Source organism: Streptomyces humidus, from assembly GCF_014649655.1.
In the GTDB taxonomy this organism is placed as follows: domain Bacteria; phylum Actinomycetota; class Actinomycetes; order Streptomycetales; family Streptomycetaceae; genus Streptomyces; species Streptomyces humidus.
In genome coordinates, this window is the sequence record NZ_BMTL01000003.1 from 253,649 (window position 1) to 274,510 (window position 20,862).

At 71.9% G+C, this 20,862-nt stretch carries 21 protein-coding genes; 8 read left to right on the plus strand and 13 right to left on the minus strand.

Going from position 1 to position 20,862, the window contains the following annotated elements:
* Positions 1–23 precede the first annotated feature (23 nt).
* Positions 24–1,958 (plus strand): Stk1 family PASTA domain-containing Ser/Thr kinase, encoded by a 1,935-nt coding sequence (gene pknB, locus IE239_RS04585; protein WP_190147940.1) that lies wholly within the window; start codon positions 24–26, stop codon positions 1,956–1,958.
* Between the two features lie 34 nt (positions 1,959–1,992).
* On the plus strand, positions 1,993–2,874 hold the full coding sequence (locus IE239_RS04590) for a deoxyribonuclease IV (RefSeq protein ID WP_190147941.1): 882 nt from the start codon (positions 1,993–1,995) through the stop codon (positions 2,872–2,874).
* 33 nt (positions 2,875–2,907) lie between these two features.
* Here IE239_RS04590 and IE239_RS04595 read toward each other — a convergent pair whose 3' ends face one another.
* The gene (locus tag IE239_RS04595) at positions 2,908–3,540 is read right to left on the minus strand and encodes a sulfite oxidase-like oxidoreductase (RefSeq protein WP_190147942.1); all 633 of its coding nucleotides are present in this window, start codon (positions 3,538–3,540) and stop codon (positions 2,908–2,910) included.
* A 186-nt stretch (positions 3,541–3,726) separates the two neighbouring features.
* On the opposite strand from IE239_RS04595, the gene bfr reads away from it, so the two are divergent.
* Positions 3,727–4,206 carry a bacterioferritin gene (bfr, locus tag IE239_RS04600; RefSeq protein ID WP_190147943.1) on the plus strand — a complete coding sequence of 160 codons (480 nt, stop codon included), beginning with the start codon at positions 3,727–3,729 and terminating at the stop codon, positions 4,204–4,206.
* Positions 4,207–4,222: 16 nt separating this feature from the next.
* On the opposite strand, the gene IE239_RS04605 is transcribed toward bfr, so the two are convergent.
* A complete protein-coding gene (locus IE239_RS04605; protein ID WP_190147944.1) occupies positions 4,223–4,477 on the minus strand; it encodes a (2Fe-2S)-binding protein in 255 nt (84 codons plus the stop codon).
* A gap of 155 nt (positions 4,478–4,632) precedes the next feature.
* The gene (locus IE239_RS04610) at positions 4,633–5,985 is read right to left on the minus strand and encodes a class II 3-deoxy-7-phosphoheptulonate synthase (RefSeq protein WP_190147945.1); all 1,353 of its coding nucleotides are present in this window, start codon (positions 5,983–5,985) and stop codon (positions 4,633–4,635) included.
* A 107-nt stretch (positions 5,986–6,092) separates the two neighbouring features.
* Here IE239_RS04610 and IE239_RS43235 point away from each other — a divergent pair, with 107 nt between their 5' ends.
* Both IE239_RS43235 and IE239_RS04620 read left to right on the plus strand, forming a co-directional pair.
* Complete coding sequence (locus IE239_RS43235; RefSeq protein WP_350818382.1) at positions 6,093–6,149, plus strand: trp operon leader peptide; 57 nt, start codon at positions 6,093–6,095, stop codon at positions 6,147–6,149.
* 106 nt (positions 6,150–6,255) lie between these two features.
* The gene (locus IE239_RS04620) at positions 6,256–8,133 is read left to right on the plus strand and encodes an anthranilate synthase family protein (protein WP_190147947.1); all 1,878 of its coding nucleotides are present in this window, start codon (positions 6,256–6,258) and stop codon (positions 8,131–8,133) included.
* A 4-nt stretch (positions 8,134–8,137) separates the two neighbouring features.
* Here IE239_RS04620 and IE239_RS04625 read toward each other — a convergent pair whose 3' ends face one another.
* The 4 genes from IE239_RS04625 to IE239_RS04640 are packed head-to-tail and all read right to left on the minus strand — an operon-like array spanning position 8,138 to position 11,941.
* Complete coding sequence (locus IE239_RS04625) at positions 8,138–9,166, minus strand: 6-phosphofructokinase (RefSeq protein ID WP_190147948.1); 1,029 nt, start codon at positions 9,164–9,166, stop codon at positions 8,138–8,140.
* Between the two features lie 53 nt (positions 9,167–9,219).
* Positions 9,220–9,900: a response regulator gene (locus tag IE239_RS04630; RefSeq protein WP_190147949.1), complete on the minus strand. Its 681-nt coding sequence runs from the start codon at positions 9,898–9,900 to the stop codon at positions 9,220–9,222.
* Between the two features lie 29 nt (positions 9,901–9,929).
* Positions 9,930–11,144 carry a MacS family sensor histidine kinase gene (gene macS, locus IE239_RS04635; protein WP_190147950.1) on the minus strand — a complete coding sequence of 405 codons (1,215 nt, stop codon included), beginning with the start codon at positions 11,142–11,144 and terminating at the stop codon, positions 9,930–9,932.
* A 23-nt stretch (positions 11,145–11,167) separates the two neighbouring features.
* The gene (locus tag IE239_RS04640) at positions 11,168–11,941 is read right to left on the minus strand and encodes a lysophospholipid acyltransferase family protein (RefSeq protein WP_190147951.1); all 774 of its coding nucleotides are present in this window, start codon (positions 11,939–11,941) and stop codon (positions 11,168–11,170) included.
* 159 nt (positions 11,942–12,100) lie between these two features.
* Here IE239_RS04640 and IE239_RS04645 point away from each other — a divergent pair, with 159 nt between their 5' ends.
* Together IE239_RS04645 and IE239_RS04650 are read left to right on the plus strand one after the other, a co-directional pair.
* Entirely contained in the window at positions 12,101–12,880 is a 780-nt protein-coding gene (locus IE239_RS04645) for an alpha/beta hydrolase (protein WP_190148051.1), read from the plus strand.
* Positions 12,873–13,517, plus strand: coding sequence for a hypothetical protein (locus tag IE239_RS04650; protein WP_190147952.1), 645 nt, complete (start codon positions 12,873–12,875; stop codon positions 13,515–13,517). Before IE239_RS04645 ends, IE239_RS04650 begins: the two co-directional genes overlap by 8 nt.
* Here the strand turns inward: IE239_RS04650 and IE239_RS04655 are convergent.
* The 6 genes from IE239_RS04655 to IE239_RS04680 form a co-directional block, all read right to left on the minus strand.
* Positions 13,514–14,326, minus strand: coding sequence for an endonuclease/exonuclease/phosphatase family protein (locus IE239_RS04655; protein WP_190147953.1), 813 nt, complete (start codon positions 14,324–14,326; stop codon positions 13,514–13,516). The genes IE239_RS04650 and IE239_RS04655 overlap by 4 nt on opposite strands.
* Positions 14,327–14,556: 230 nt before the next feature.
* A complete protein-coding gene (locus IE239_RS04660; protein ID WP_190147954.1) occupies positions 14,557–15,510 on the minus strand; it encodes an ROK family glucokinase in 954 nt (317 codons plus the stop codon).
* Positions 15,511–15,577: 67 nt separating this feature from the next.
* Positions 15,578–16,081: a DUF5304 domain-containing protein gene (locus IE239_RS04665; protein ID WP_190147955.1), complete on the minus strand. Its 504-nt coding sequence runs from the start codon at positions 16,079–16,081 to the stop codon at positions 15,578–15,580.
* Between the two features lie 81 nt (positions 16,082–16,162).
* A complete protein-coding gene (locus tag IE239_RS04670; protein WP_190147956.1) occupies positions 16,163–17,338 on the minus strand; it encodes an ArsA family ATPase in 1,176 nt (391 codons plus the stop codon).
* A 56-nt stretch (positions 17,339–17,394) separates the two neighbouring features.
* Positions 17,395–17,838, minus strand: a complete 444-nt coding sequence (locus IE239_RS04675; RefSeq protein ID WP_190147957.1) for an SRPBCC family protein — start codon at positions 17,836–17,838, stop codon at positions 17,395–17,397.
* An 80-nt stretch (positions 17,839–17,918) separates the two neighbouring features.
* Positions 17,919–18,674 (minus strand): metallophosphoesterase family protein, encoded by a 756-nt coding sequence (locus tag IE239_RS04680; protein WP_190148052.1) that lies wholly within the window; start codon positions 18,672–18,674, stop codon positions 17,919–17,921.
* A gap of 365 nt (positions 18,675–19,039) precedes the next feature.
* Between IE239_RS04680 and IE239_RS04685 the strand changes: the two genes are divergently transcribed.
* Positions 19,040–20,836: an AMP-dependent synthetase/ligase gene (locus tag IE239_RS04685; protein ID WP_190147958.1), complete on the plus strand. Its 1,797-nt coding sequence runs from the start codon at positions 19,040–19,042 to the stop codon at positions 20,834–20,836.
* Positions 20,837–20,862: the final 26 nt, after the last annotated feature.

A 20,862-nucleotide genomic window follows, 5' to 3' on the forward strand; every position in this document is an offset into this window, starting at 1 on the left:
CGGCGGCTCGTACACTCACCTGCGTGGACACGACCCTTCAGGACCCTCTGGTCGGGCAGGTGCTCGACGGCCGGTACCGCGTCGAGGCGCGGATCGCGGTCGGCGGGATGGCCACGGTCTACCGGGCCGTGGACACCCGCCTCGACCGCGTGCTCGCCCTCAAGGTGATGCATCCGGCCCTCGCCGCCGACGACGCGTTCGTCGAGCGGTTCATCCGGGAGGCGAAGTCCGTCGCCCGTCTCGCCCACCCCAATGTCGTCCAGGTGTTCGACCAGGGGGCGGACGGGTCGTACGTCTATCTCGCCATGGAGTACATCGCCGGCTGCACCCTGCGGGACGTGCTGCGTGAGCGCGGGGCGCTGCAGCCGAGGGCCGCGCTCGACATCCTGGAGCCCGTGCTCGCGGCCCTGGGCGCCGCGCACCGGGCCGGGTTCGTGCACCGGGACATGAAGCCCGAGAACGTGCTGATAGGGGACGACGGGCGGGTCAAGGTCGCCGACTTCGGGCTCGTGCGGTCCGTGGACACCGTCACCAGCACGACCGGCGCGGTGCTCGGCACCGTCGCCTATCTCGCCCCCGAGCAGATCGAGCAGCCCGGCGCGGCCGACCCCCGGGTCGACGTCTACGCGTGCGGGGTCGTGCTCTACGAGATGCTCACCGGCGAGAAGCCGCACGACGGGGACTCCCCCGCGATCGTGCTCTACAAGCATCTCCACGACGACGTCCCGCCGCCGTCGGCCGTCGTGCCGGGCCTGCCGCCCGCGCTGGACACCCTGGTCGCCGCCGCCACCGCCCGCAGGCCCGACGTCCGGCCGCCCGACGCCGTCGCACTGCTGGGCGAGGCGCGGGAGGCGCACGGCGCGCTCAGCGAGGAGCAGCTGGACGCGCTGCCCCCGCTGGCCGTCTCCGCCGCGCACGACATCGCCGAGGACCGCACCAGCGTGATCCCGCGCTCGCTCACCGTGCCCCGGCCGCTGCCCGTCGACGGGGACGGCGACGACGAGGCCGCGGTCCACCGCACCTCCCGGTTCCAGAGCCCGCCGCCCCTGCCGCCCCGGCGGCGTTTCGCGCGGCCCCGGCGCGGGGTGCTCGCGGTCGTGACCGTCGTGCTGCTGGTGCTCGGCGTGGGCGCGGGCGTCTGGTACATCAACTCCGGCCAGTTCACCAAGGTCCCGGCGGTGCTGACGCAGAAGGAGGCCGAGGCCAGGCAGCGGCTGGAGGCGGCCGGGCTGAAGGTGGGCAAGGTCGAGCACCGGCACAGCGACACCGTCGAGCGCGGCACGGTCCTGGACACCGACCCCGAGCCGGGCGCCCGGATCCGCAAGCACGACGCGGTGACGCTGACCGTCTCCGACGGCCCCGAGATGGTGAAGGTGCCGGACGTGCGGGGCCTGCGGCTGAAGAAGGCCGAGACGACCCTCAAGGAGGAGGGCCTGGAACCGGGCCTGGTCACCGAGGAGTTCAGCGAGGACGTCGACCAGGGCGCGGTGATCAGCACCGATCCCGAGGCGGGCGCGCAGCGGCATGCGGACACCGCGGTCTCGATCGTCGTGAGCAAGGGCAGCCCGGTCGACGTCCCCGACGTCACCGGCGACGACCTGGCCGACGCCCGGACCGAGCTGCAGGAGGCCGGCCTGAAGGTGAAGATCGCCCCACAGCAGGTCACCTCCGAGTTCGACAAGGGGAAGATCGCGGCGCAGACGCCGGAGGAGGGCGGCCGGCTCGCCGCCGGCGGCACCGTGACGCTGACGCTGTCCAAGGGCCCGGAGATGGTCGAGGTCCCCGACGTGGTGGGCTCGAGTGTCGACGACGCCACATCGCTCCTCGAGCAGTCCGGGTTCGAGGTCAAGGAGGACCGTGGACTGCTCGGCCTGTTCGGCGACACCGTGAAGAAGCAGTCCGTGAAGGCCGGCGACACCGCGCCCAAGGGGTCGACGATCACGATCACCATCCGGTGACCGGCGGGGACCCCGGACATGACACCCTGAACGGGTGAGTTCCGCAGCCCCTTTCCCCTCCCGTAATCCCGTCGGCAGCCATGTCCCCGTGGCCGGCGGTCTGCACGACGTGGGCATGTCGTACGCCCACGACCTGAAGGCCGAGTCGGTCCAGGTGTTCGCGGCCAACCCGCGCGGCTGGGCCACGCCCGTGGGGAACCCACGCCAGGACGAGGCCTTCCGGGAGCGGTGCGCGGCGGAGTCGGTCCCGGCCTACGTGCACGCGCCGTACCTCATCAACTTCGGCTCGCACACCGAGGCGACCGTGGAGAGGTCGGTGGAGTCGATGCGGCACTCGCTGCGCCGCGGGCGGGCGATCGGGGCGCTGGGCGTGGTCGTGCACACGGGCAGCGCGACCGGCGGACGCGACCGGTCGGTGGCGCTGAAGCAGGTCCGCGAGCATCTGCTGCCGCTGCTGGACGAGCTCACCCACGACGACGACCCGTTCCTGCTGCTGGAGTCCACCGCCGGCCAGGGCTCGTCGCTCTGCTCCCGGACCTGGGACTTCGGGCCGTACTTCGAGGCGCTGGACGCCCATCCCAGGCTGGGCGTCTGTCTCGACACCTGCCATGTCTTCGCGGCCGGGCACGACCTGACCGGTCCGGCCGGCATGCACCAGACGCTCGACCTGCTGGTGGACACGGTGGGCGAGGGCCGGCTGAAGCTGATCCACGCCAACGACTCCAAGGACGTGGTCGGCGCCCACAAGGACCGGCACGAGAACATCGGCTCGGGTCACATCGGCGAGGACCCGTTCCGGGCGCTGATGACCCACCCGGCCACCGCGGGCGTCCCGCTGATCATCGAGACGCCCGGCGGCAAGGAGGGCCATGCGGCCGACGTGGAGAGACTGAAGAAGCTCCGGGACGGCGACTGAAGAAGCTCCGGGACGGCTGAGGCGCCGGCCGGTTCAGAGCTCGGGCCCGTCCCCCGGCTCCTCCTGGTACGAGTAGCGCTGCTCCCTCCAGGGGTCGCCGACGTTGTGGTAGCCGCGCTCCTCCCAGAAGCCGCGCCGGTCGGCCGTCATGTACTCGACGCCCCGGACCCACTTGGGGCCCTTCCAGGCATAGAGGTGCGGGACGACGAGCCGGACGGGGAAGCCGTGTTCCGCCGTGAGCAGCTCGCCGTCCTTGTGGGTGGCGAAGATCGTGCGCTCCGCGACGAAGTCGGCCAGGCGCAGGTTCGAGCTGAAGCCGTACTCGGCCCACACCATCACATGGGTGACGTTCGGCGCGGGCGGCGCGATGTCGAGGATCGTGCGGGCCGGGATCCCGCCCCATTCGGCGCCGAGCATGCTGAACTTCGTCACGCAGTGCAGATCGGCCATGACGGAGGCGTACGGAAGAGCCGTGAACTCCTCGTGGTTCCAGGAGCGCTTCTCGCTGTCGGCCGTGGCGCCGAAGACACGGAAGTCCCAGCGTTCGGGCCGGAACTTGGGCACCGGACCGTAGTGGGTGACGGGCCAGCCACGCTGCAGTCGCTGCCCCGGCGGGAGCTCGGACACCGCTTCTTCTCCAGATTCGCGCTCCACCGGGTGACCCATGACTCCATCCTGACAGACCCGGGACGGTGCACATGACCAGCCATGACCGCACACATCCCGGATCGGGCACCCGAGGGCAATACCGGATCAACCAACTGAGTATGCACTTACTGGACGATCTTCGGCGCCGGTGAAATCATGCGGCGGCAACCTCCCCGCAGTCCCGACGTGGAAGGAGCCTCTGCGATGCAGGGCGACCCCGAGGTCATCGAGTTCCTCAACGAGCAGCTCACCGGCGAGCTCACGGCCATCAACCAGTACTTCCTCCACGCCAAGATGCAGGAGAACTTCGGCTGGACGAAGCTCGCGAAGTACACCCGGCACGAGTCGTTCGACGAGATGAAGCACGCCGAGGTGCTCACCGACCGGCTCCTCTTCCTGGAGGCCCTGCCGAACTACCAGCGGCTGTTCCATGTGCGGGTCGGGCAGACGGTCAAGGAGATGTTCGAGGCCGACCGGCAGGTGGAGGTCGAGGCGATCGACCGCCTCAAGCGCGGCATCAAGGTGATGCGCGAGAAGGGCGACATCACCTCCGCGAACATCTTCGAGTCGATCCTGGCGGACGAGGAACACCACATCGACTACCTCGACACCCAGCTGGAGCTGGTGGACAAGCTCGGCGAGGCCCTGTACATCGCACAGCTGATCGAACAGCCGGAGAGCTGACCCGGCCGGGCCGGAGTCAGGCCGCGGCCGCGTCCTCGAGTCCGGCGAGGGCCGGCGCGCCGCGGTCGGCGACGGCCGCTGTCGCGAGGTCCCGGCGCGAACAGGCGCCCCTGCCGAGGATGGCCTGGATACGGCGGACGCACGAGCCGCAGTCGGTGCCGGCCTTGCATGCGGAGGCGACCTGGCGGGGGGTGCACGCTCCGTCGTCCACGTGCCGCTGGACCTGTGCCTCGGTCACGCCGAAGCAGCTGCAGACGTACACGCGGTTCACCTCCTCGCCGGGTCCCTGAGTCGTGCCGTACCGGATCTCGGAGTCCCCTTGATCGGTGAGGCAAACCTAACCTTACCCGGCGTCCCGCGGGCGCAAAAGGGCGGTGGGGCGCGGATCGTATGTGATCCGCGCCCCACCGCCCTCGCGCGTCGTGCCTACTGGTCGCGGTACATCTCCGCCACCAGGAACGCCAGGTCCAGGGACTGGCTGCGGTTCAGTCGCGGGTCGCACGCGGTCTCGTAGCGCTGGTGGAGGTCGTCGACGAAGATCTCGTCGCCGCCGCCCACGCACTCGGTGACGTCGTCGCCGGTCAGCTCGACATGGATGCCGCCCGGGTGGGTGCCGAGGCCCTTGTGGACCTCGAAGAAGCCCTTGACCTCGTCGAGCACGTCGTCGAAGCGGCGGGTCTTGTGGCCCGAGGCCGCCTCGTAGGTGTTGCCGTGCATCGGGTCGGTGATCCAGGCCACGGTCGCGCCCGAGGCGGTGACCTTCTCGACCAGCTCGGGCAGCTTGTCACGGACCTTGTCGGCGCCCATGCGGACGATGAAGGTCAGCCGGCCGGGCTCGCGGTCGGGGTCGAGACGCTCGATGTACTGCAGCGCCTCCTCGGCCGTGGTCGTCGGGCCGAGCTTGACGCCGATCGGGTTGCGGATCTTCGAGGCGAACTCGATGTGCGCGTGGTCCAGCTGCCGGGTGCGCTCGCCGACCCACACCATGTGCGCCGAGACGTCGTACAGCTGCCCGGTGCGGGAGTCGACGCGGGTGAGCGCGGACTCGTAGTCGAGCAGCAGCGCCTCGTGCGAGGCGTAGAACTCGACCGTCCTGAACTCCTCCGGGTCGGCCCCGCAGGCGTGCATGAAGTTCAGCGCCTGGTCGATCTCACGGGCGAGCTGCTCGTAGCGCTGACCGGAGGGCGAGGACTTCACGAAGTCCTGGTTCCACGCGTGCACCTGGCGCAGGTCGGCGTAACCGCCGGTGGTGAACGCGCGCACCAGGTTGAGCGTGGAGGCGGACGCGTTGTACATCCGCTTCAGCCGCTCGGGGTCCGGGATGCGGGACTTCTCGTCGAAGTCGAACCCGTTGACCGAGTCGCCGCGGTACGTCGGCAGCGTCACCCCGTCACGCGTCTCCGTGCTCTTGGAGCGCGGCTTGGAGTACTGGCCGGCGATGCGGCCGACCTTGACGACCGGCACGGAGGCCGCGTACGTCAGCACGGCGCCCATCTGGAGCAGGGTCTTGAGCTTGTTGCGGATGTGCTCGGCGGACACCGCGTCGAAGGCCTCGGCGCAGTCGCCGCCCTGGAGGAGGAACGCCTCTCCCTTGGCGACGGCCGCCAACCGGGCGCGCAGCTGGTCGCACTCGCCCGCGAAGACGAGCGGCGGATACGACTCGAGGTCCGCGATCACTGCGCGCAGAGCCTCGGTGTCGGGGTACTCGGGCTGCTGCGCCGCGGGCAGGTCTCGCCAGGTGTTGCCAGCGCTGGCGCTGGTCTTAGCGTTCACGGTCACGACCTCCACATTACGGGGTCGTGTCGAGTCGTTTTCGCCCGGCTCGACAGGTGAGACACCGCACCGCTCACCTGTGGACCCGGGGCGCATGGGATATGGTGCGGCGCATGTTCGCGCTTTCGACCCAGAACTGGTGGTGGACCGCTCATCCGGCGGCCCGCTGACTGCGCGTACCCAAGACGTCGCGAAGGCCGCCCGAGGGGCGGCCTTCGGTGTTTCCGGGCCCGGCCGTCCCTCTCCTGACAGCTCCCAGCGAGAAGGACACGCCCCATGCATCTGCTCGACCTGCTGACCGACACCCGCCCGTTCGCCCTGCTGCGCCGCCGCACGCCGGGCCGCGACGAGAACGTCGTGGAACTGCTCCTCGGCCCGGTCGCCGACCACGACCGGCTGGCCGACCTCCCCGACGAGGGGCTCGCGCTCGTCCCCTTCCGGCAGATCCGCGAGCGCGGCTTCCAGGTGCGCGACGACGGGACCCCGCTGACCGTGCTGATCCCCGAGGAGCGGCACGAGATCCCGCTCTCCACGGCGCTCGACCAGCTTCCCGCACACCGGGTGAGCGTCGAGGGCGGCGGCTTCGACGTCGGCGACGAGGAGTACGCGCGGATCGTCGGCCAGGTGCTGCGGGACGAGATCGGCCGGGGCGAGGGCGCGAACTTCGTGATCCGGCGGACGTACCGGGGCGAGATCCCCGGCTTCTGCCGGGCCGACGCCCTGGCCCTGTTCCGGCGGCTCCTGGAGGGCGAGCGCGGCGCGTACTGGACCTTCGTCGTGCACACCGGGGACAGAACGCTGGTGGGGGCCAGCCCCGAGGTGCACGTGCGGATGTCCGGCGGCACGGTCGTCATGAACCCGATCAGCGGGACGTACCGGTATCCCGACGAGGGGCCGACGGCCGGGCACCTGCTGGACTTCCTCGCCGACGGCAAGGAGATCGAGGAGCTGTCGATGGTCGTCGACGAGGAGCTCAAGATGATGTGCACCGTCGGCGACATGGGCGGGGTGGTGGTCGGGCCGCGGCTGAAGGAGATGTCACACCTCGCGCACACCGAGTACGAACTGCGCGGGAAGTCCTCGCTGGACGTGCGCGAGGTGCTGAAGGAGACCATGTTCGCGGCGACCGTGACCGGCTCGCCGGTGCAGAACGCCTGCCGGGTCATCGAGCGCTACGAGCCCGTCGGACGGGACGGTGCGGGCCGCGCCTACTACGCGGGAGCGCTGGCCCTGCTGGGGCGGGACCCGGGCGGGGCGCAGACCCTCGACTCCCCCATCATCATCCGCACCGCCGACATCGACGCGGCCGGAGGGCTCCGGGTCCCGGTCGGGGCCACGCTGGTGCGGGGGTCGGACCCGGCGGGCGAGGTGGCGGAGACGCACGCCAAGGCCGCGGGGGTGCTGGCCGCGCTGGGGGTGCGCGCGCGGCCGCCGCACGAGGGGGACGTGCGGCCGCGGCTCGCCGACGACCCCCGGGTGCGGGCCGCGCTCGACGGGCGGCGGTCCTCGCTGGCGCCGTTCTGGCTGCGGATGCAGGAGCGGACCGGGGAGCTGACCGGGCACGCGCTCGTCGTCGACGCCGAGGACACCTTCACGGCGATGCTCAAGCACATGCTGCGCTCCGGCGGTCTCGAGGTGAGCGTCCGGCGCTACGACGAGGACGGGCTGCGGGAGACGGTGCGCGCGCACGCCGGGCCGGTGGTGCTGGGGCCCGGCCCCGGCGACCCGTCCGACCCGGACGACCCGAAGATGCGGTTCCTGCGGGAGCTGACCGCCCAGTTGCTGCGGGAGCACCGGCACGGGGTGCTCGGCGTCTGCCTCGGACACGAGCTGATCGCGGCCGGGCTGGGGCTGGACATCGTCCGCAAGGAGGTGCCCTGCCAGGGGGCGCAGACGGTGATCGACCTGTTCGGCCGGGCCGAGACCGTCGGCTTCTACAACAGTTTCGTGGCGCGGTGCGACGACGGGGCCGCGCGGGAGCTGGCGGTGCGGGGGGTGGAGGTGAGCCGGGCCCCGAACGGGGAGGTGCACGCCGTGCGGGGGCCCGGGTTCGGCGGGGTGCAGTTCCATCCGGAGTCGGTGCTGACGCTGAACGGCGCGGCCGTGGTGCGGGAGGCGGTCGCCCGCCTCCGCGCGACGGATCTGCGCTCGTAGCGGCTCAGCCGAAGAACACGCCCGCCTCCGCGTAGAGCGCGGGGTCGACGGTCTTCAGCCGGGCCGTCGCCTCCGCGATCGGCACGCGGACGATGTCCGTGCCGCGCAGGGCGACCATCTTGCCGAAGTCGCCCTCGTGGACGGCGTCGACGGCGTGCAGGCCGAAGCGGGTGGCGAGCCAGCGGTCGAAGGCGCTCGGGGTGCCGCCGCGCTGGACGTGGCCGAGGACCGTCGTGCGGGCCTCGTTCCCCGTCCGGCGCTCGATCTCCTTGGCGAGCCACTCGCCGACGCCGGAGAGCCGCACATGCCCGAAGGCGTCCAGCGAACCGTCCTTCAGCACCGCGTCGCCGTCCCGGGGCATCGCGCCCTCGGCGACGACCACGATCGGGGCGTACGAGGACCGGAAGCGGGAGGCCACCCAGGCGCACACCTGCTCGACGTCGAAGCGCTGTTCGGGGATGAGGACGACGTTGGCGCCGCCCGCCAGGCCGGAGTGCAGGGCGATCCAGCCCGCGTGCCGGCCCATCACCTCGACCACCAGGACCCGCATATGGGACTCGGCGGTGGTGTGCAGCCGGTCGATGGCCTCGGTCGCGATGCCGACGGCGGTGTCGAAGCCGAAGGTGTAGTCGGTGGCGGACAGGTCGTTGTCGATGGTCTTCGGGACGCCGACGCAGGGCACCTGGAACTCGTCGGACAGCCGGGCGGCGACGCCCAGGGTGTCCTCGCCGCCGATGGTGACGAGCGCGTCCACCCGCTGCCGGGCGAGGGTGTCCCTGATGCGGCGGACGCCGTCCTCCTCCTTGAGGGGATTGGTCCGCGAGGATCCCAGGATCGTGCCGCCGCGAGGCAGGATGCCGCGCACGGCGGGAATGCCGAGGGGGACGGACCTCCCTTCCAGGGGACCGCGCCAGCCGTCCCGGAATCCGATGAACTCGTGGCCGTACTCCTGGACGCCCTTGCGGACGACCGCCCTGATGACGGCGTTGAGGCCGGGGCAGTCCCCGCCTCCGGTCAGTACTCCGACGCGCATGGACGAGTCCCTTCGCCGTTACTGCCTGACGAGGGGTCAGTGTCGCTCGTCCCTCACTCGTCGTCGAGACCTCGCTCAATGGCGTATCGCACCAGTTCGACCCTGTTGTGCAGCTGGAGCTTGCCGAGGGTGTTCTGGACGTGGTTCTGCACCGTGCGGTGGGAGATGACGAGGCGTTCGGCGATCTGCTTGTAGCTCAGGCCCTTGGCGACCAGGCGCAGCACCTCGGTCTCCCGCTCCGTCAGCCGGGGCGCGTTCGGCTCGTCGCCCCGGGCGTCGGCGGGACCCGGGTCGGAGGCCAGCCGGCGGTACTCGCCGAGGACCAGGCCGGCCAGGCCGGGCGTGAACACCGGGTCGCCGGCGGCCGTACGGCGCACCGCGTCCAGGAGTTCCTCCGTGGACGCCGACTTCAGCAGGTAGCCGGTCGCGCCGGACTTCACCGCCTCCAGCACGTCGGCGTGCTCGCCGCTCGCCGACAGCACGAGCACCCGCAGGGTGGGGTCGGCGGCGACGACCTCCCTGCACACCTGGACGCCCGGCTTCGCGGGCAGGTTCAGGTCCAGCACGAGCACCTCGGGCGTGGTGGCCCTGGCGCGGCGCACGGCCTGTTCGCCGTCGCCGGCGGTGGCCACGACGTCGAGGCCCGCCTCCGCCAGATCCCGGGCGACCGCGTCGCGCCACATGGGGTGGTCGTCGACCACCATGACCCTGATCGGATCCTGTCGCCCGCTCATCGCCGTCCCGCCTTCCCCCGCTGCACGTTCTATTCCTTCTGCGTCTTCGGCACCGTCAGTTCGACCTCGGTGCCCTGCCCCGGCGTCGAGATCAGCTCGGCGCCGCCGCCGATGTCGCGCAGCCGGCCGCGGATCGACTGGGCCACGCCGAGCCGCCCCTCGCCCTCGGCCTGCGCGAGCCGTCCCTGCGGGATGCCCGGCCCGTCGTCCCGCACGGTGACGATCACCGCATCGGGCTCGTCCTCGACGAGGATCCAGGCGCGGGCGTCGTCGCCGGCGTGTCTGCGGACGTTGTCCAGGGCGGCCCCGACCGCCGCCGCCAGCTCCCTCGCGGCGGGCGCCGGCAGCATCACCGGAGCGCCGGGCTCGGCGAGGTTGACGCGGGCGGCGGCGAAGGGGGCGAGCAGCGCGCGCAGGTCGAGAGGGCCGGCCGGCTCGGACGGCTCCGGCGAGGGTTCGTCGACGGCCTGGACGACGGCGCCGTCGGCCGCGTCCCGGGAGACCCGGGAGACCGGCACGAGGCCGCCGGAGACCAGCGTGCGCAGCGCGACCTCCTGTTCGCCGGCCATCCGGCCCAGCTCGGCCGCCTCGCCGCCGATGACCGCGCCGCGCCGCTGCACCATGGCCAGCACCTGCAGCACGCTGTCGTGGATGTCCCGGGCGAGGCGCTCCCGCTCCCGGGTCGCCGCCTCGATCTCCAGGGCGCGGGCGAGGGTGCGCTCGGAGGCGCGGGCGACCTCCACGACGTAGCCGATGGCGATGGAGGCGACCCACACGAGGAGGACGTTGTGCACGGTGTCGCGGGCCGGGGTGCCGCGCTCGACCAGGTTGGTCACCGCGACGGCCGTGGACGCGAACGCCGCCCAGCGCCAGCCCCCCTTGATGGCGAACGCCAGGACCGAGCCGGCGGTCCATATCGACGGCAGTGTCGGGCCGCCCGACTGGATGCGCGCGGGGCTGTCCGCGACGGCCGTGAGCATGATGCCGGTCAGTGCGACGGTCAGGTCGGCGGCGAGGAAGCGCTTGGTGCAGCTCGCCGCGTTCGCGACCTTGGGCAGGGTGGCCAACGTCCACACGAACAGGACGCAGTAGTAGACGACGGCGACCCAGGGGCGCTCGAACCCGTCGTAGGCGGTGGCGAAGAAGCCCACCGCGTACAGCATGGTGAGTACCCGGTAGCCGGCGAGCGCACGCCACAGCGGCAGCTCGACCGACATCCTCAACACTCTCTCGCGCTTGGCCATCCGCCCGCCCCCCGGACTCCTGACTACTGCTCTTCGTCCTTCGTCGTCTGTTCCTCGTCCGCCTGTTCCTCGTCCGCCTGCGCGAGAGCCGCCTTCGCGGCCTTCTCCGCTTCCTTCACGGCCTTCGCCGCCTCGGCTATCTGCCGCTTGGCGGCGGTCGCGTACATGTCGACGTACTCCTGGCCGGAGAGCTTCATGATCTCGTACATGACCTCGTCGGTCACGGCGCGCAGCACGAAGCGGTCGTGGTCCATGCCCTGATAGCGGCTGAAGTCCAGCGGCCTGCCGATGCGGATGCCGGGCCGCATGATCTTCGGGAGGACCTTCCCGGGCGGCTGGATCTTCTCCGTGTCGATCATGGCGACCGGGATCACGGGCGCGCCGGTGGCGAGCGCCACGCGCGCGAGGCCGCCCGGCTTGCCGCGGTAGAGCCGGCCGTCGGGCGAGCGCGTGCCCTCTGGGTAGATGCCGAACAGCTCCCCGCGCTCCAGCACGTCCATGCCGCTCCTGATCGCGGCCTCCCCGGCGCCGCGCCCCCCGGAGCGGTCCACCGGGAGCTGGCCGACGCCCTTGAAGAAGGCCGCCGTCAGCCGGCCCTTCACCCCGGGCGTGGTGAAGTACTCGGCCTTCGCGATGAAGGTGACCTTGCGGTCGAGGACCGCGGGCAGGAAGAACGAGTCCGAGAAGGACAGGTGGTTGCTCGCCAGGATCGCGGGGCCTTCGTCGGGGATGTTCTCGAGGCCTTCCACCCAGGGCCTGAAGGCGACCTTCAGCGGTCCCCCGATTGCGACCTTCATCGCGCCGTACAACAAGCGAGTGCCTCCTGTTTGTGTCGCACAGACCTTAACCCGGAGTGGCGGCAAAGGATCCGACGACCCTGGTCGGTGTCAGTGGGGTCGCGTACGGTGAAGCACACATCCCTCCCATGAAGAACAGACGAAGACAGGAGACCGATGGTGCCGGTCCTTCCTGGAGCCGAGCCGTACCGCCATGAGGGCGGGGAGGCCGGAGTGCTCCTCTGTCACGGCTTCACCGGATCCCCGCAGTCGCTGCGCCCCTGGGCGCGGTACCTGGCCGGGCAGGGCCTGACCGTGTCGCTGCCGCTGCTGCCGGGTCACGGCACGCGCTGGGAGGACATGGCGCTCACCGGCTGGCAGGACTGGTACGCGGAGGTGGACCGCGAGCTGCGCGCGCTGCGCCGCCGTTGCGAGCGGGTGTTCGTGATGGGCCTGTCCATGGGCGGCGCCCTGGCGCTGCGGCTGGCCGCCCGGCACGGGGAAGGGGTGGCCGGCGTCGTCGTCGTCAATCCCGCGAACAAGGTCCACGGTCTGTCCGCGTACGCCCTTCCGGTGGCCCGCCACCTCGTCCGCACGACGAAGGGGATCACCAGCGACATCGCCAGACAGGGCGTCCTGGAGAGCGGCTACGACCGGGTGCCGCTGCACTCGGCGCACTCCCTGCGGACCTTCCTGCGGCTGGTCGACGGCGAGCTGCCGCAGGTCACCCAGCCGCTGCTTCTTCTGCACAGCGTCCACGACCACGTGGTGCCGCCGGCCGACTCGGCCCGGGTGCTCAGCCGGGTGTCCTCGACGGACGTGACCGAGATCCTGCTGGAACAGAGTTACCACGTGGCAACGTTGGACCACGATGCGGACCGGATCTTCGAGGAGAGCTACGCGTTCATCGCCCGGATCGCGCCCAGTGTCGGCAAGGAAGGGACGGCCGCAGGTGGCTGAGCACGACTCCGACCGCGAGGACCGGGAGAACCGGGACGAGCGGGAAGGCCCGGACGCCCGCCGGGGCCACGAGCCGGAGGAGCGGAGCGCGCCGTTCGACGAGGCCGCCGCGTGGGCGGCGATCGTCGCCGGGTACGGCGAGGAGCCGCCGGACCCGCCGGGCGCCAAGCCGTTCAAGTCGGTCGAGGACCTGGCGCTCCTGGAGGTCGAGGCGAACGACGAGGAGCCGGGGACGAAAGCGGGCGAAGAGCCCGCGAAGGAGCCCGGCGAGGAGCAGAAACCGGCCAAGCCGCTGGGCAGTTCGGTCGCCTTCGCGCCCGGTGTCGGGCCGCGCGACCACCCGGCCCCCGAGCCGGCCGAGGGGACTTTCGACGACGACGAGGACGACGAGGGGCACTTCGTCCCGCCGGAGCCGCCGCCGCTGCCCGCAGCCGACGCCACGGCCAAGTTCGCCTGGCTCGGGGTGATCGGCGGACCGGTGCTGCTTCTGCTGGCGGTGCTGCTGGGCTGGGAGATGACGTGGTGGCTGACGACCCTCTCGGTCGGCGGCTTCCTCGGCGGCTTCGCCACGCTGGTGATGCGGATGCGGCCGGACGACGAGGACGAGGGCGATCCGGGACGGGGAGCGGTGGTCTAGGACCTCGTCCGGCGCCTGCCGTCGGCGGGGGCCCCGGGAGTCGCGGGGAGTCCGGGGGCGGCGGGGACTCTGAGGGCGGCGAGGACCGGCAGATGGTCGGTGGCCGCCCGCAGATCCGTCTCGGTGACTCCGGGCAGCCCGCGGGGCACCCCGCAGCCCAGCGCCTCCACGCCCTTGGTGGCGAAGATCCCGTCGATACGGCGGTCGGGCCCGGAGGCGGGGAACGTGTGCTCGCTCCCCCAGGGCGCTACGGTGCGGCAGTCCTGGAGAGCCGCGGCCAGTCGGCCGAAGGTGCGTCCGTCGGGCCGTTCGTTGACGTCGCCGCCCGCGATCGCGTGTTCCACGCCCATGCCGGCCAGTCGGTCGAGGAGCATGCCGCCCTGCTCGTGGCGCTCGGCCGCCGTCAGTCCGAGATGACAGCTGACGACGCCCACGCGGGCGCCCCCGAAGCGGACCACCGCGGTGGCCAGGCCGCGCCGGAACTCCCCCGGGGTGAGCGGCAACAGCACGTCCTCGGTGCGTTCGACGGTGGCGCGCAGCGAGCAGAGGATCGCCGGCCCGGCGGCCGTGCCGCCGCCGGTGAGGATCACCTGGCCCGTGGCGGCGGCGAGCCGGGCCAGTTTCTTGCGCCAGCGGAAGAAGATCGGCGCCTCCTGGAGGAGGACCAGGTCGGGGGCGCAGGCGGTGACGACACGGGCGAGGGCGTCGGTGTCGTCGCGCAGGGAGCGGACGTTGTAGCTGAGGACCCGGATGACGGCCGAACCGTCGGGCTCGGTACGGGAGTTCGCAAGGGGCGAGGTCGTCGGCATAGCGATCAAGATACGCCGCCCCGTCCCGTACGTCCGGAAAAGCGAACGGGGGTCGCGAGCGACCCCCGTGTTGCCGCTGTCACGTCGAGCGACGGCGGGTACGCGCCGAGCGACGGCCGGTACGCGCCGAGCGGCCACCGGTTGCACGCCGAGCGACCACCGGCAAGCGTCGTGCCACGACCGGTGCGCGCCGCGCCGAGAACGATGCGGCCGTACCACGACCGGTGTGACTACATGATCGGGTCGGGCTCTCTCGCCAGGTCCGCCGCGCCGACCAGGCCCGCCTTGTTGCCCAGCTGGGCCGCGATGACGTCGGCCACCGGACGCCAGTTGCCGCCGACCAGCCACCGCTTGTAGGACTTGCGGATCGGGTCGAGGACCAGTTCGCCCTCGTCGGAGAGGCCGCCGCCGACGATGAAGGCGGACGGGTCGAAGAGGGACGCGAGGTCGGCGAGACCTGCGCCGGCCCAGCGGGCGAGCTCGCGATAGGAGTCGACGGCGACCGGGTCGCCCTGACGGGCGGCCATGGAGATGTGCTTGCCCTCGATGCCGTCCGGGCTGCCGTCGCCGAGGCCGAGCAGGACCTCGGCGTTCTCCGGGGTGGCGTTCGCGCGCTGCTTGGCGTAGCGCACCAGCGCACGGCCGGAGGCGTACTGCTCCCAGCAGCCCTGCGAGCCGCAGCCGCACAGCAGGCCGTCCGGCACCATCCTGATGTGGCCGAACTCGGCGGCGACGCCGAAGTGGCCGCGGCGCAGCTTGTTGCCGATGATGATGCCGCCGCCGAGGCCGGTGCCGAGGGTGATGCAGATGACGTTGCGATGGCCCTTGCCCGCGCCGAACTTGTACTCGCCCCACGCGGCGGCGTTGGCGTCGTTCTCCACGACGACGGGCAGGCCCACGCGGGCCTCGACCTCGTCCTTGAGCGGCTCCTGGCGCCAGTCGATGTTGGGCGCGAAGTAGACCGTCGAGCGCTGTCGGTTGACGTAGCCGGCGGCGCCGATGCCCACACCGACGATGTCGTGCCCGACGCGCGCGCCGTCGACGGCGGCGGCGATGGCGTCCACGATGCCCTCGGGCGTGCCCGGGGTCGGCACCTGGTGGGTCGACAGAATGCTGCCTTCCTCATCGACCACGCCGGCCGCGATCTTGGTGCCGCCGATGTCGACGCCGATGGTGAGTCCCATGAATCCCTCAGTTTCGGTCGAGCCCCGCTACGGCCAACCGTACCCGAGGCCCTGCCCCGGGAGGGCTTCAGTCCAAGTCGATGCGCTGGCCGGGACCCGTGTCGTCGCCGCCGTCGCGGCCGGTGTCGCGCAGGTCGCCGGCTCCGGCGGTCCAGCGCCGCTCCTGGGTCTGGACCGCCGAGCGGTAGGCCGCGAGAAGCTCGCTGCCCGCCGCCGCGAGGTGGTCGAAGACGTCGGGGTTGCGCTCGATGACGGGCTCCACGGCGGCCTTGGCCTGCCGGACGGCCTGGCGGACCGCCTGCTGGGCGGCGGGCCCGGCGACGGCCCCGAGCAGCGGGGACTGGATCGACGACAGCTTGTCGCTGACGGCGTCGACGAGCTTGCGCAGTTCGTCAGCGGCCGAGCCCGGCTGCGGGCCGTGCTCGGCGCGGCGGCGGGCCTTCTCGGCCGCCAGGTCCTCGGCGGCCGCGGTGGCCCAGGCGTCGGCGTCGCTCACACGCGGTTTCTCGTCGGCGGACTCTGCGCCGGCGGGCTCCCCGGCGGCGTCGGGCGTGGGACGCTCTTCGCTCATGGCGGACTCCTGACGACTGCGGGTTGACGAGGCCTGACCACGGCTCGTCCTTACGACGTTACCCGAACGGCCGTATGACGTTCACCGGGTCCGGGGCCACAGGGCGGGATCCGGTGCGAAGCGCACGCACAGCTCGCCGTCGCGCAGGGCGGCGCCGTCGACGGTGCAGCGGCGCAGCACGGAGGGCAGCGGGAGGATGCGGCGGAACGGCCCGGCGGTGACGACGAGTTCGTCGCCGCGCCGGATCAGGTCGAGTTCGTCGCGCACGGCGCCGGGCAGCGGAATGCGCCAGACGAGCACGCCGTCCTGCTCGAGCCGGTCGGCCACGGGCCACTCGACCGGGGAGGCCGCCGGGTTGACGAGGGGGACCGCGAGCGCGGCGAGGTCGTCGGAGCCGCGGGGGTCGTGGCCGAGGTGGGCGACGGGACGGGCCGTCCCGCCCCACTCCTGAAGGGTCTTGCGCTGCTGGGTGACGAGCCTGCCGAGGGGACCGTCGTCGTCGGCGTCCTCGGGCAGGACCCGGTTGGCGACGAGCGACTCGACGGGCAGGGCGCGCAGGGCCAGGCCGAGCCGGGCGTCGCGGATCGCGTCGGCGCCGGCCGGTCCGGGCTCGGCGACGAGCCGTACGGCGGTCCCCCGGTCGGCGAGGACGGCCTCGACCGCGGCCAGCTCCACGTCCCATCGGGCCGTCGTGTCGTAGAGCCACTCGGCGGGCATGGGCACGCCGGCGAGCCGGCCCAGCATGGGGCGCAGGGCACGGGCCGCCTGGCGTTCGGGCGGGAGCAGGCGGCGCAGGTAGCGGCGCAGTTCCTCCGGGAGAGCCAGCAGGGCGAGGGCCTGGGGGGTGGGCGGGAGGTCGACGACGAGAAGGTCGTGACGGTCCCCGCCGTCGGCGAGCGCGGCGTCGCGCAGGGCGCGCAGCAGGGTCAGCTCCTCGGCGCCCGGGAGGGGGGTGACCTCCTCCGGGTCGAGCCGGGAGGCGCCGAGCAGGTCGAGGACGGTGGCGGCCCGGTCCTGGAAGCCGGCGAGGTCGTCGCGGAAGCCTGCGGCGGCGTCGGGACGCCAGGCGGTGAGGCGCGGGGCGACGCTCACGGGCACGGGCCCGGTGCGGACCCCGAGCGCCGCGCCGAGGGTGTCGGTGCGGTCGGCGCTGAGGACGAGGGTGCGGGCGCCCTCCGCTGCCGCGCGCTGAGCCGTGGCGGCCGCGACTGTCGTACGGCCGCTGCCGCCGGGGCCGGTGATCAGGAGGGTGCGCATGAGGGGGAACGGTACCGGTCGGGGCGGCCCGGGGGTCGCGCCCGCGGGCCCCTGTCCTACTTCTCGCCCGACTCCACGCGCTTCTTCAGACCCGCCAGCGCCCGGTCGATGATGACCTTCTCGGCCTTGCGCTTGATCATGCCCAGCATGGGGATCTTGACGTCCACGGTCAGCCGGTAGGTGACCTGGGTGCCGCCCGCGCCGGCCGGCTCGAGGAGGTAGGAGCCGTCGAGCTGGCGCAGCATCTGGGACTTCACCAGCGTCCAGGAGACCTCGTTGCGGCCGCTCCAGGTGTAGCCGAGGACCTGGTCGTCCTTGATCGCGCCGGCGTCCATGACCAGGCGTACCTGTTCGGCGCGGCCCTGCTCGTCCTTCTTGAGGACCTCTGCCTGCTTCACCTCTCCGGTCCAGTCCGGATAACGGGCGAAGTCGGCGATCACCGCCATGACGTCGGCCGGTGCCGCCTCGATCGTGATGCTCGAGCTGGTGTGTTCCGCCATCGCCGTGGCTCCTCCGGATGCGGGCCCGTAAGGGTACGTGTGTGCAGCGTGAAGGCTACCGCGCGGCCGGTCGGGCGATTTCACCACTCCAGGGCATAAGGCCTGCCGCTGCCCGCGAAGTGCCCGACGTTCACGCACTCGGTCGCCCCGATCCGCATCCGGCGGGCGAGCGGCTGGTGGACGTGGCCGAACAGGGAGTAGCGGGGCCGGGTGCGGCGGATCGCGTCCAGCAGGGCGCGGCTGCCGCGTTCGAAGCGGCGGGCCACGGTGTCGTAGACGAGCTCCGGCACCTCCGGCGGGATGTGGGTGCACAGCACGTCCACCTCGCCGACGGCCTCGATCTTGGCCGCGTACTCCTCGTCGTCGATCTCGTAGGGGGTGCGCATGGGGGTCCGCAGGCCGCCGCCCACGAAGCCGAAGACGCGGCCGCCGATCTCCGCCCGCTCCCCGTCGAGGACGGTCGTGCCCGGTCCGGCGAACTCAGGCCACAGCCGCGGCATGTCGACGTTGCCGTAGGTGGCGTAGGTCGGCGTCGGGAAGGCGGGGAACATCTCGGCGTACTGCTTGCGGACCGCCTGCTCGATCAGTGCCGCCCGGTCGCCGCCGACGCCGCCCCACAGCCGGGCGCCGAGTTCGCGGGCCTCCTCGAAGCGGCGGGCGGTGCGCAGTTCGACGATGCGGTCGGCGTTCTCCACGCCGAAGAGGTCGGGGAAGATGCCGCGGGAGTGGTCGGCGTAGTCCAGGAAGAGGACGAGGTCGCCCAGGCAGATCAGCGCGTCGGCGCCGTCTCCGGCGCGGGCCAGGTCGCGCGCGTTGCCGTGCACGTCGCTGACCACGTGGATGCGTGTCCCTCGGTTTCCGGGCGGTGTGGATGCCATGTCGATCAAGGGTAGGCGTGTGCGGCACACGTGAACAGTGACGGCGCGGATACCGGTTACTGGCCAGTCAGTAAAGCGGTGGACTAGGGTCGGCCGGAAGACACCAATCTGTGTGACGCAGCGAACATCTCGCCCGGCCCCCCTGTCGAAGAGGCCATACCGGCGGGTAACGTCCGGGCAGTCCAGTCGTGCTCAGGGTTTCGACCACCGAGATTCACCGGGTCCACGGATCCGCCGAGTTTCCTGAGCACAGCCCGAGCCTTGGACCGCATCGTCGCATCGCACAACGTCGTGGCGCCGGCGCCCTATGAGGAGCAGCAGTCTTGCGCGAGTTCAGCCTTCCGGCTTTGTACGAGGTCCCTGCGGACGGCAACCTGACCGACATCGTCCGCAGAAACGCCGCGCAGCATCCCGATGTCGCCGTCATCGCCCGCAAGGTGGGGGGCGCCTGGCAGGACGTGACGGCCACGGCGTTCCTCGCCGAGGTGCACGCGGCCGCCAAGGGCCTCATCGCCTCCGGCGTCCAGCCCGGCGACCGGGTGGGCCTCATGTCGCGCACCCGCTACGAGTGGACGCTGCTCGACTTCGCGATCTGGTGCGCGGGCGCGGTCACCGTGCCCGTCTACGAGACCAGTTCGGCGGAGCAGGTGCAGTGGATCCTCTCGGACTCCGGTGCGACGGCCGTCGTCGTCGAGCTGGAGGCCCACGCGGCGGCCGTGGAGTCGGTGCGCGAGTCGCTGCCCGCGCTCAAGCACGTGTGGCAGATCGAGGCGGGTGGCGTCGAGGAGCTCGGGCGGCTCGGCCGGGACGTCTCCGACCGGGTCGTCGAGGAGCGCAGCTCGCAGGCCAGGGCGGACGACCCGGCGACCATCGTGTACACCTCCGGCACGACCGGCCGGCCGAAGGGCTGTGTGCTCACCCACCGCAGCTTCTTCGCCGAGTGCGGGAACGTCGTGGAGCGGCTGCGGCCGTTGTTCCGCACGGGCGAGTGCAGCGTCCTGCTGTTCCTGCCGCTCGCGCACGTCTTCGGCCGGCTGGTGCAGATCGCCCCGATGATGGCGCCGATCAAGCTCGGCACGGTCCCGGACATCAAGAACCTCACCGACGAGCTGGCGTCCTTCCGCCCGACGCTGATCCTGGGCGTGCCGCGGGTCTTCGAGAAGGTCTACAACTCGGCGCGCGCCAAGGCGCAGGCGGACGGCAAGGGCGCGGTCTTCGACAAGGCCGCGGACACCGCCATCGCGTACAGCAAGGCGCTGGAGCTGCCCGGGGGCCCGCCCCTGGGCCTGAAGATCAAGCACAAGGTGTTCGACAAGCTGGTCTACGGCAAGCTGCGGGCGGTGCTCGGCGGCAGGGGCGAGTACGCGATCTCCGGCGGCGCCCCGCTGGGCGAGCGTCTCGGCCACTTCTTCCGGGGCATCGGGTTCACCGTCCTGGAGGGGTACGGCCTGACGGAGTCCTGCGCCGCGACCGCGTTCAACCCGTGGGACCGGCAGAAGATCGGCACGGTCGGTCAGCCGCTGCCCGGCTCGGTGGTGCGGATCGCGGACGACGGCGAGGTGCTGCTCCACGGTGAGCACCTGTTCAAGGAGTACTGGAACAACCCGGGCGCGACGGCGGAGGCGCTGGCCGACGGCTGGTTCCACACCGGCGACATCGGCACGCTCGACGAGGACGGCTACCTCAGGATCACCGGCCGCAAGAAGGAGATCATCGTCACCGCGGGCGGCAAGAACGTCGCCCCGGCCGTGATCGAGGACCGCATCCGCGCGCACGCGCTGGTCGCGGAGTGCATGGTGGTGGGCGACGGGCGGCCGTTCGTGGGCGCGCTGGTCACCATCGACGAGGAGTTCCTGGGCCGCTGGGCTTCCGAGCACGGCAAGCCGGCGGGTTCGACCGCGGCGTCGCTGCGCGAGGACGCCGACCTGAAGGCTGCCATCCAGTCGGCGATCGACGACGGCAACGCCGCGGTCTCGAAGGCGGAATCGGTGCGGAAGTTCCGCATTCTCTCCTCCCAGTTCACGGAGGACTCGGGCCACCTCACGCCCTCGCTGAAGCTCAAGCGCAACGTGGTGGCGAAGGACTACGCGGGCGAGATCGAGGCGATCTACGCCAAGTAGCGGCTTCTCAAGGTCTGCTGACGGCA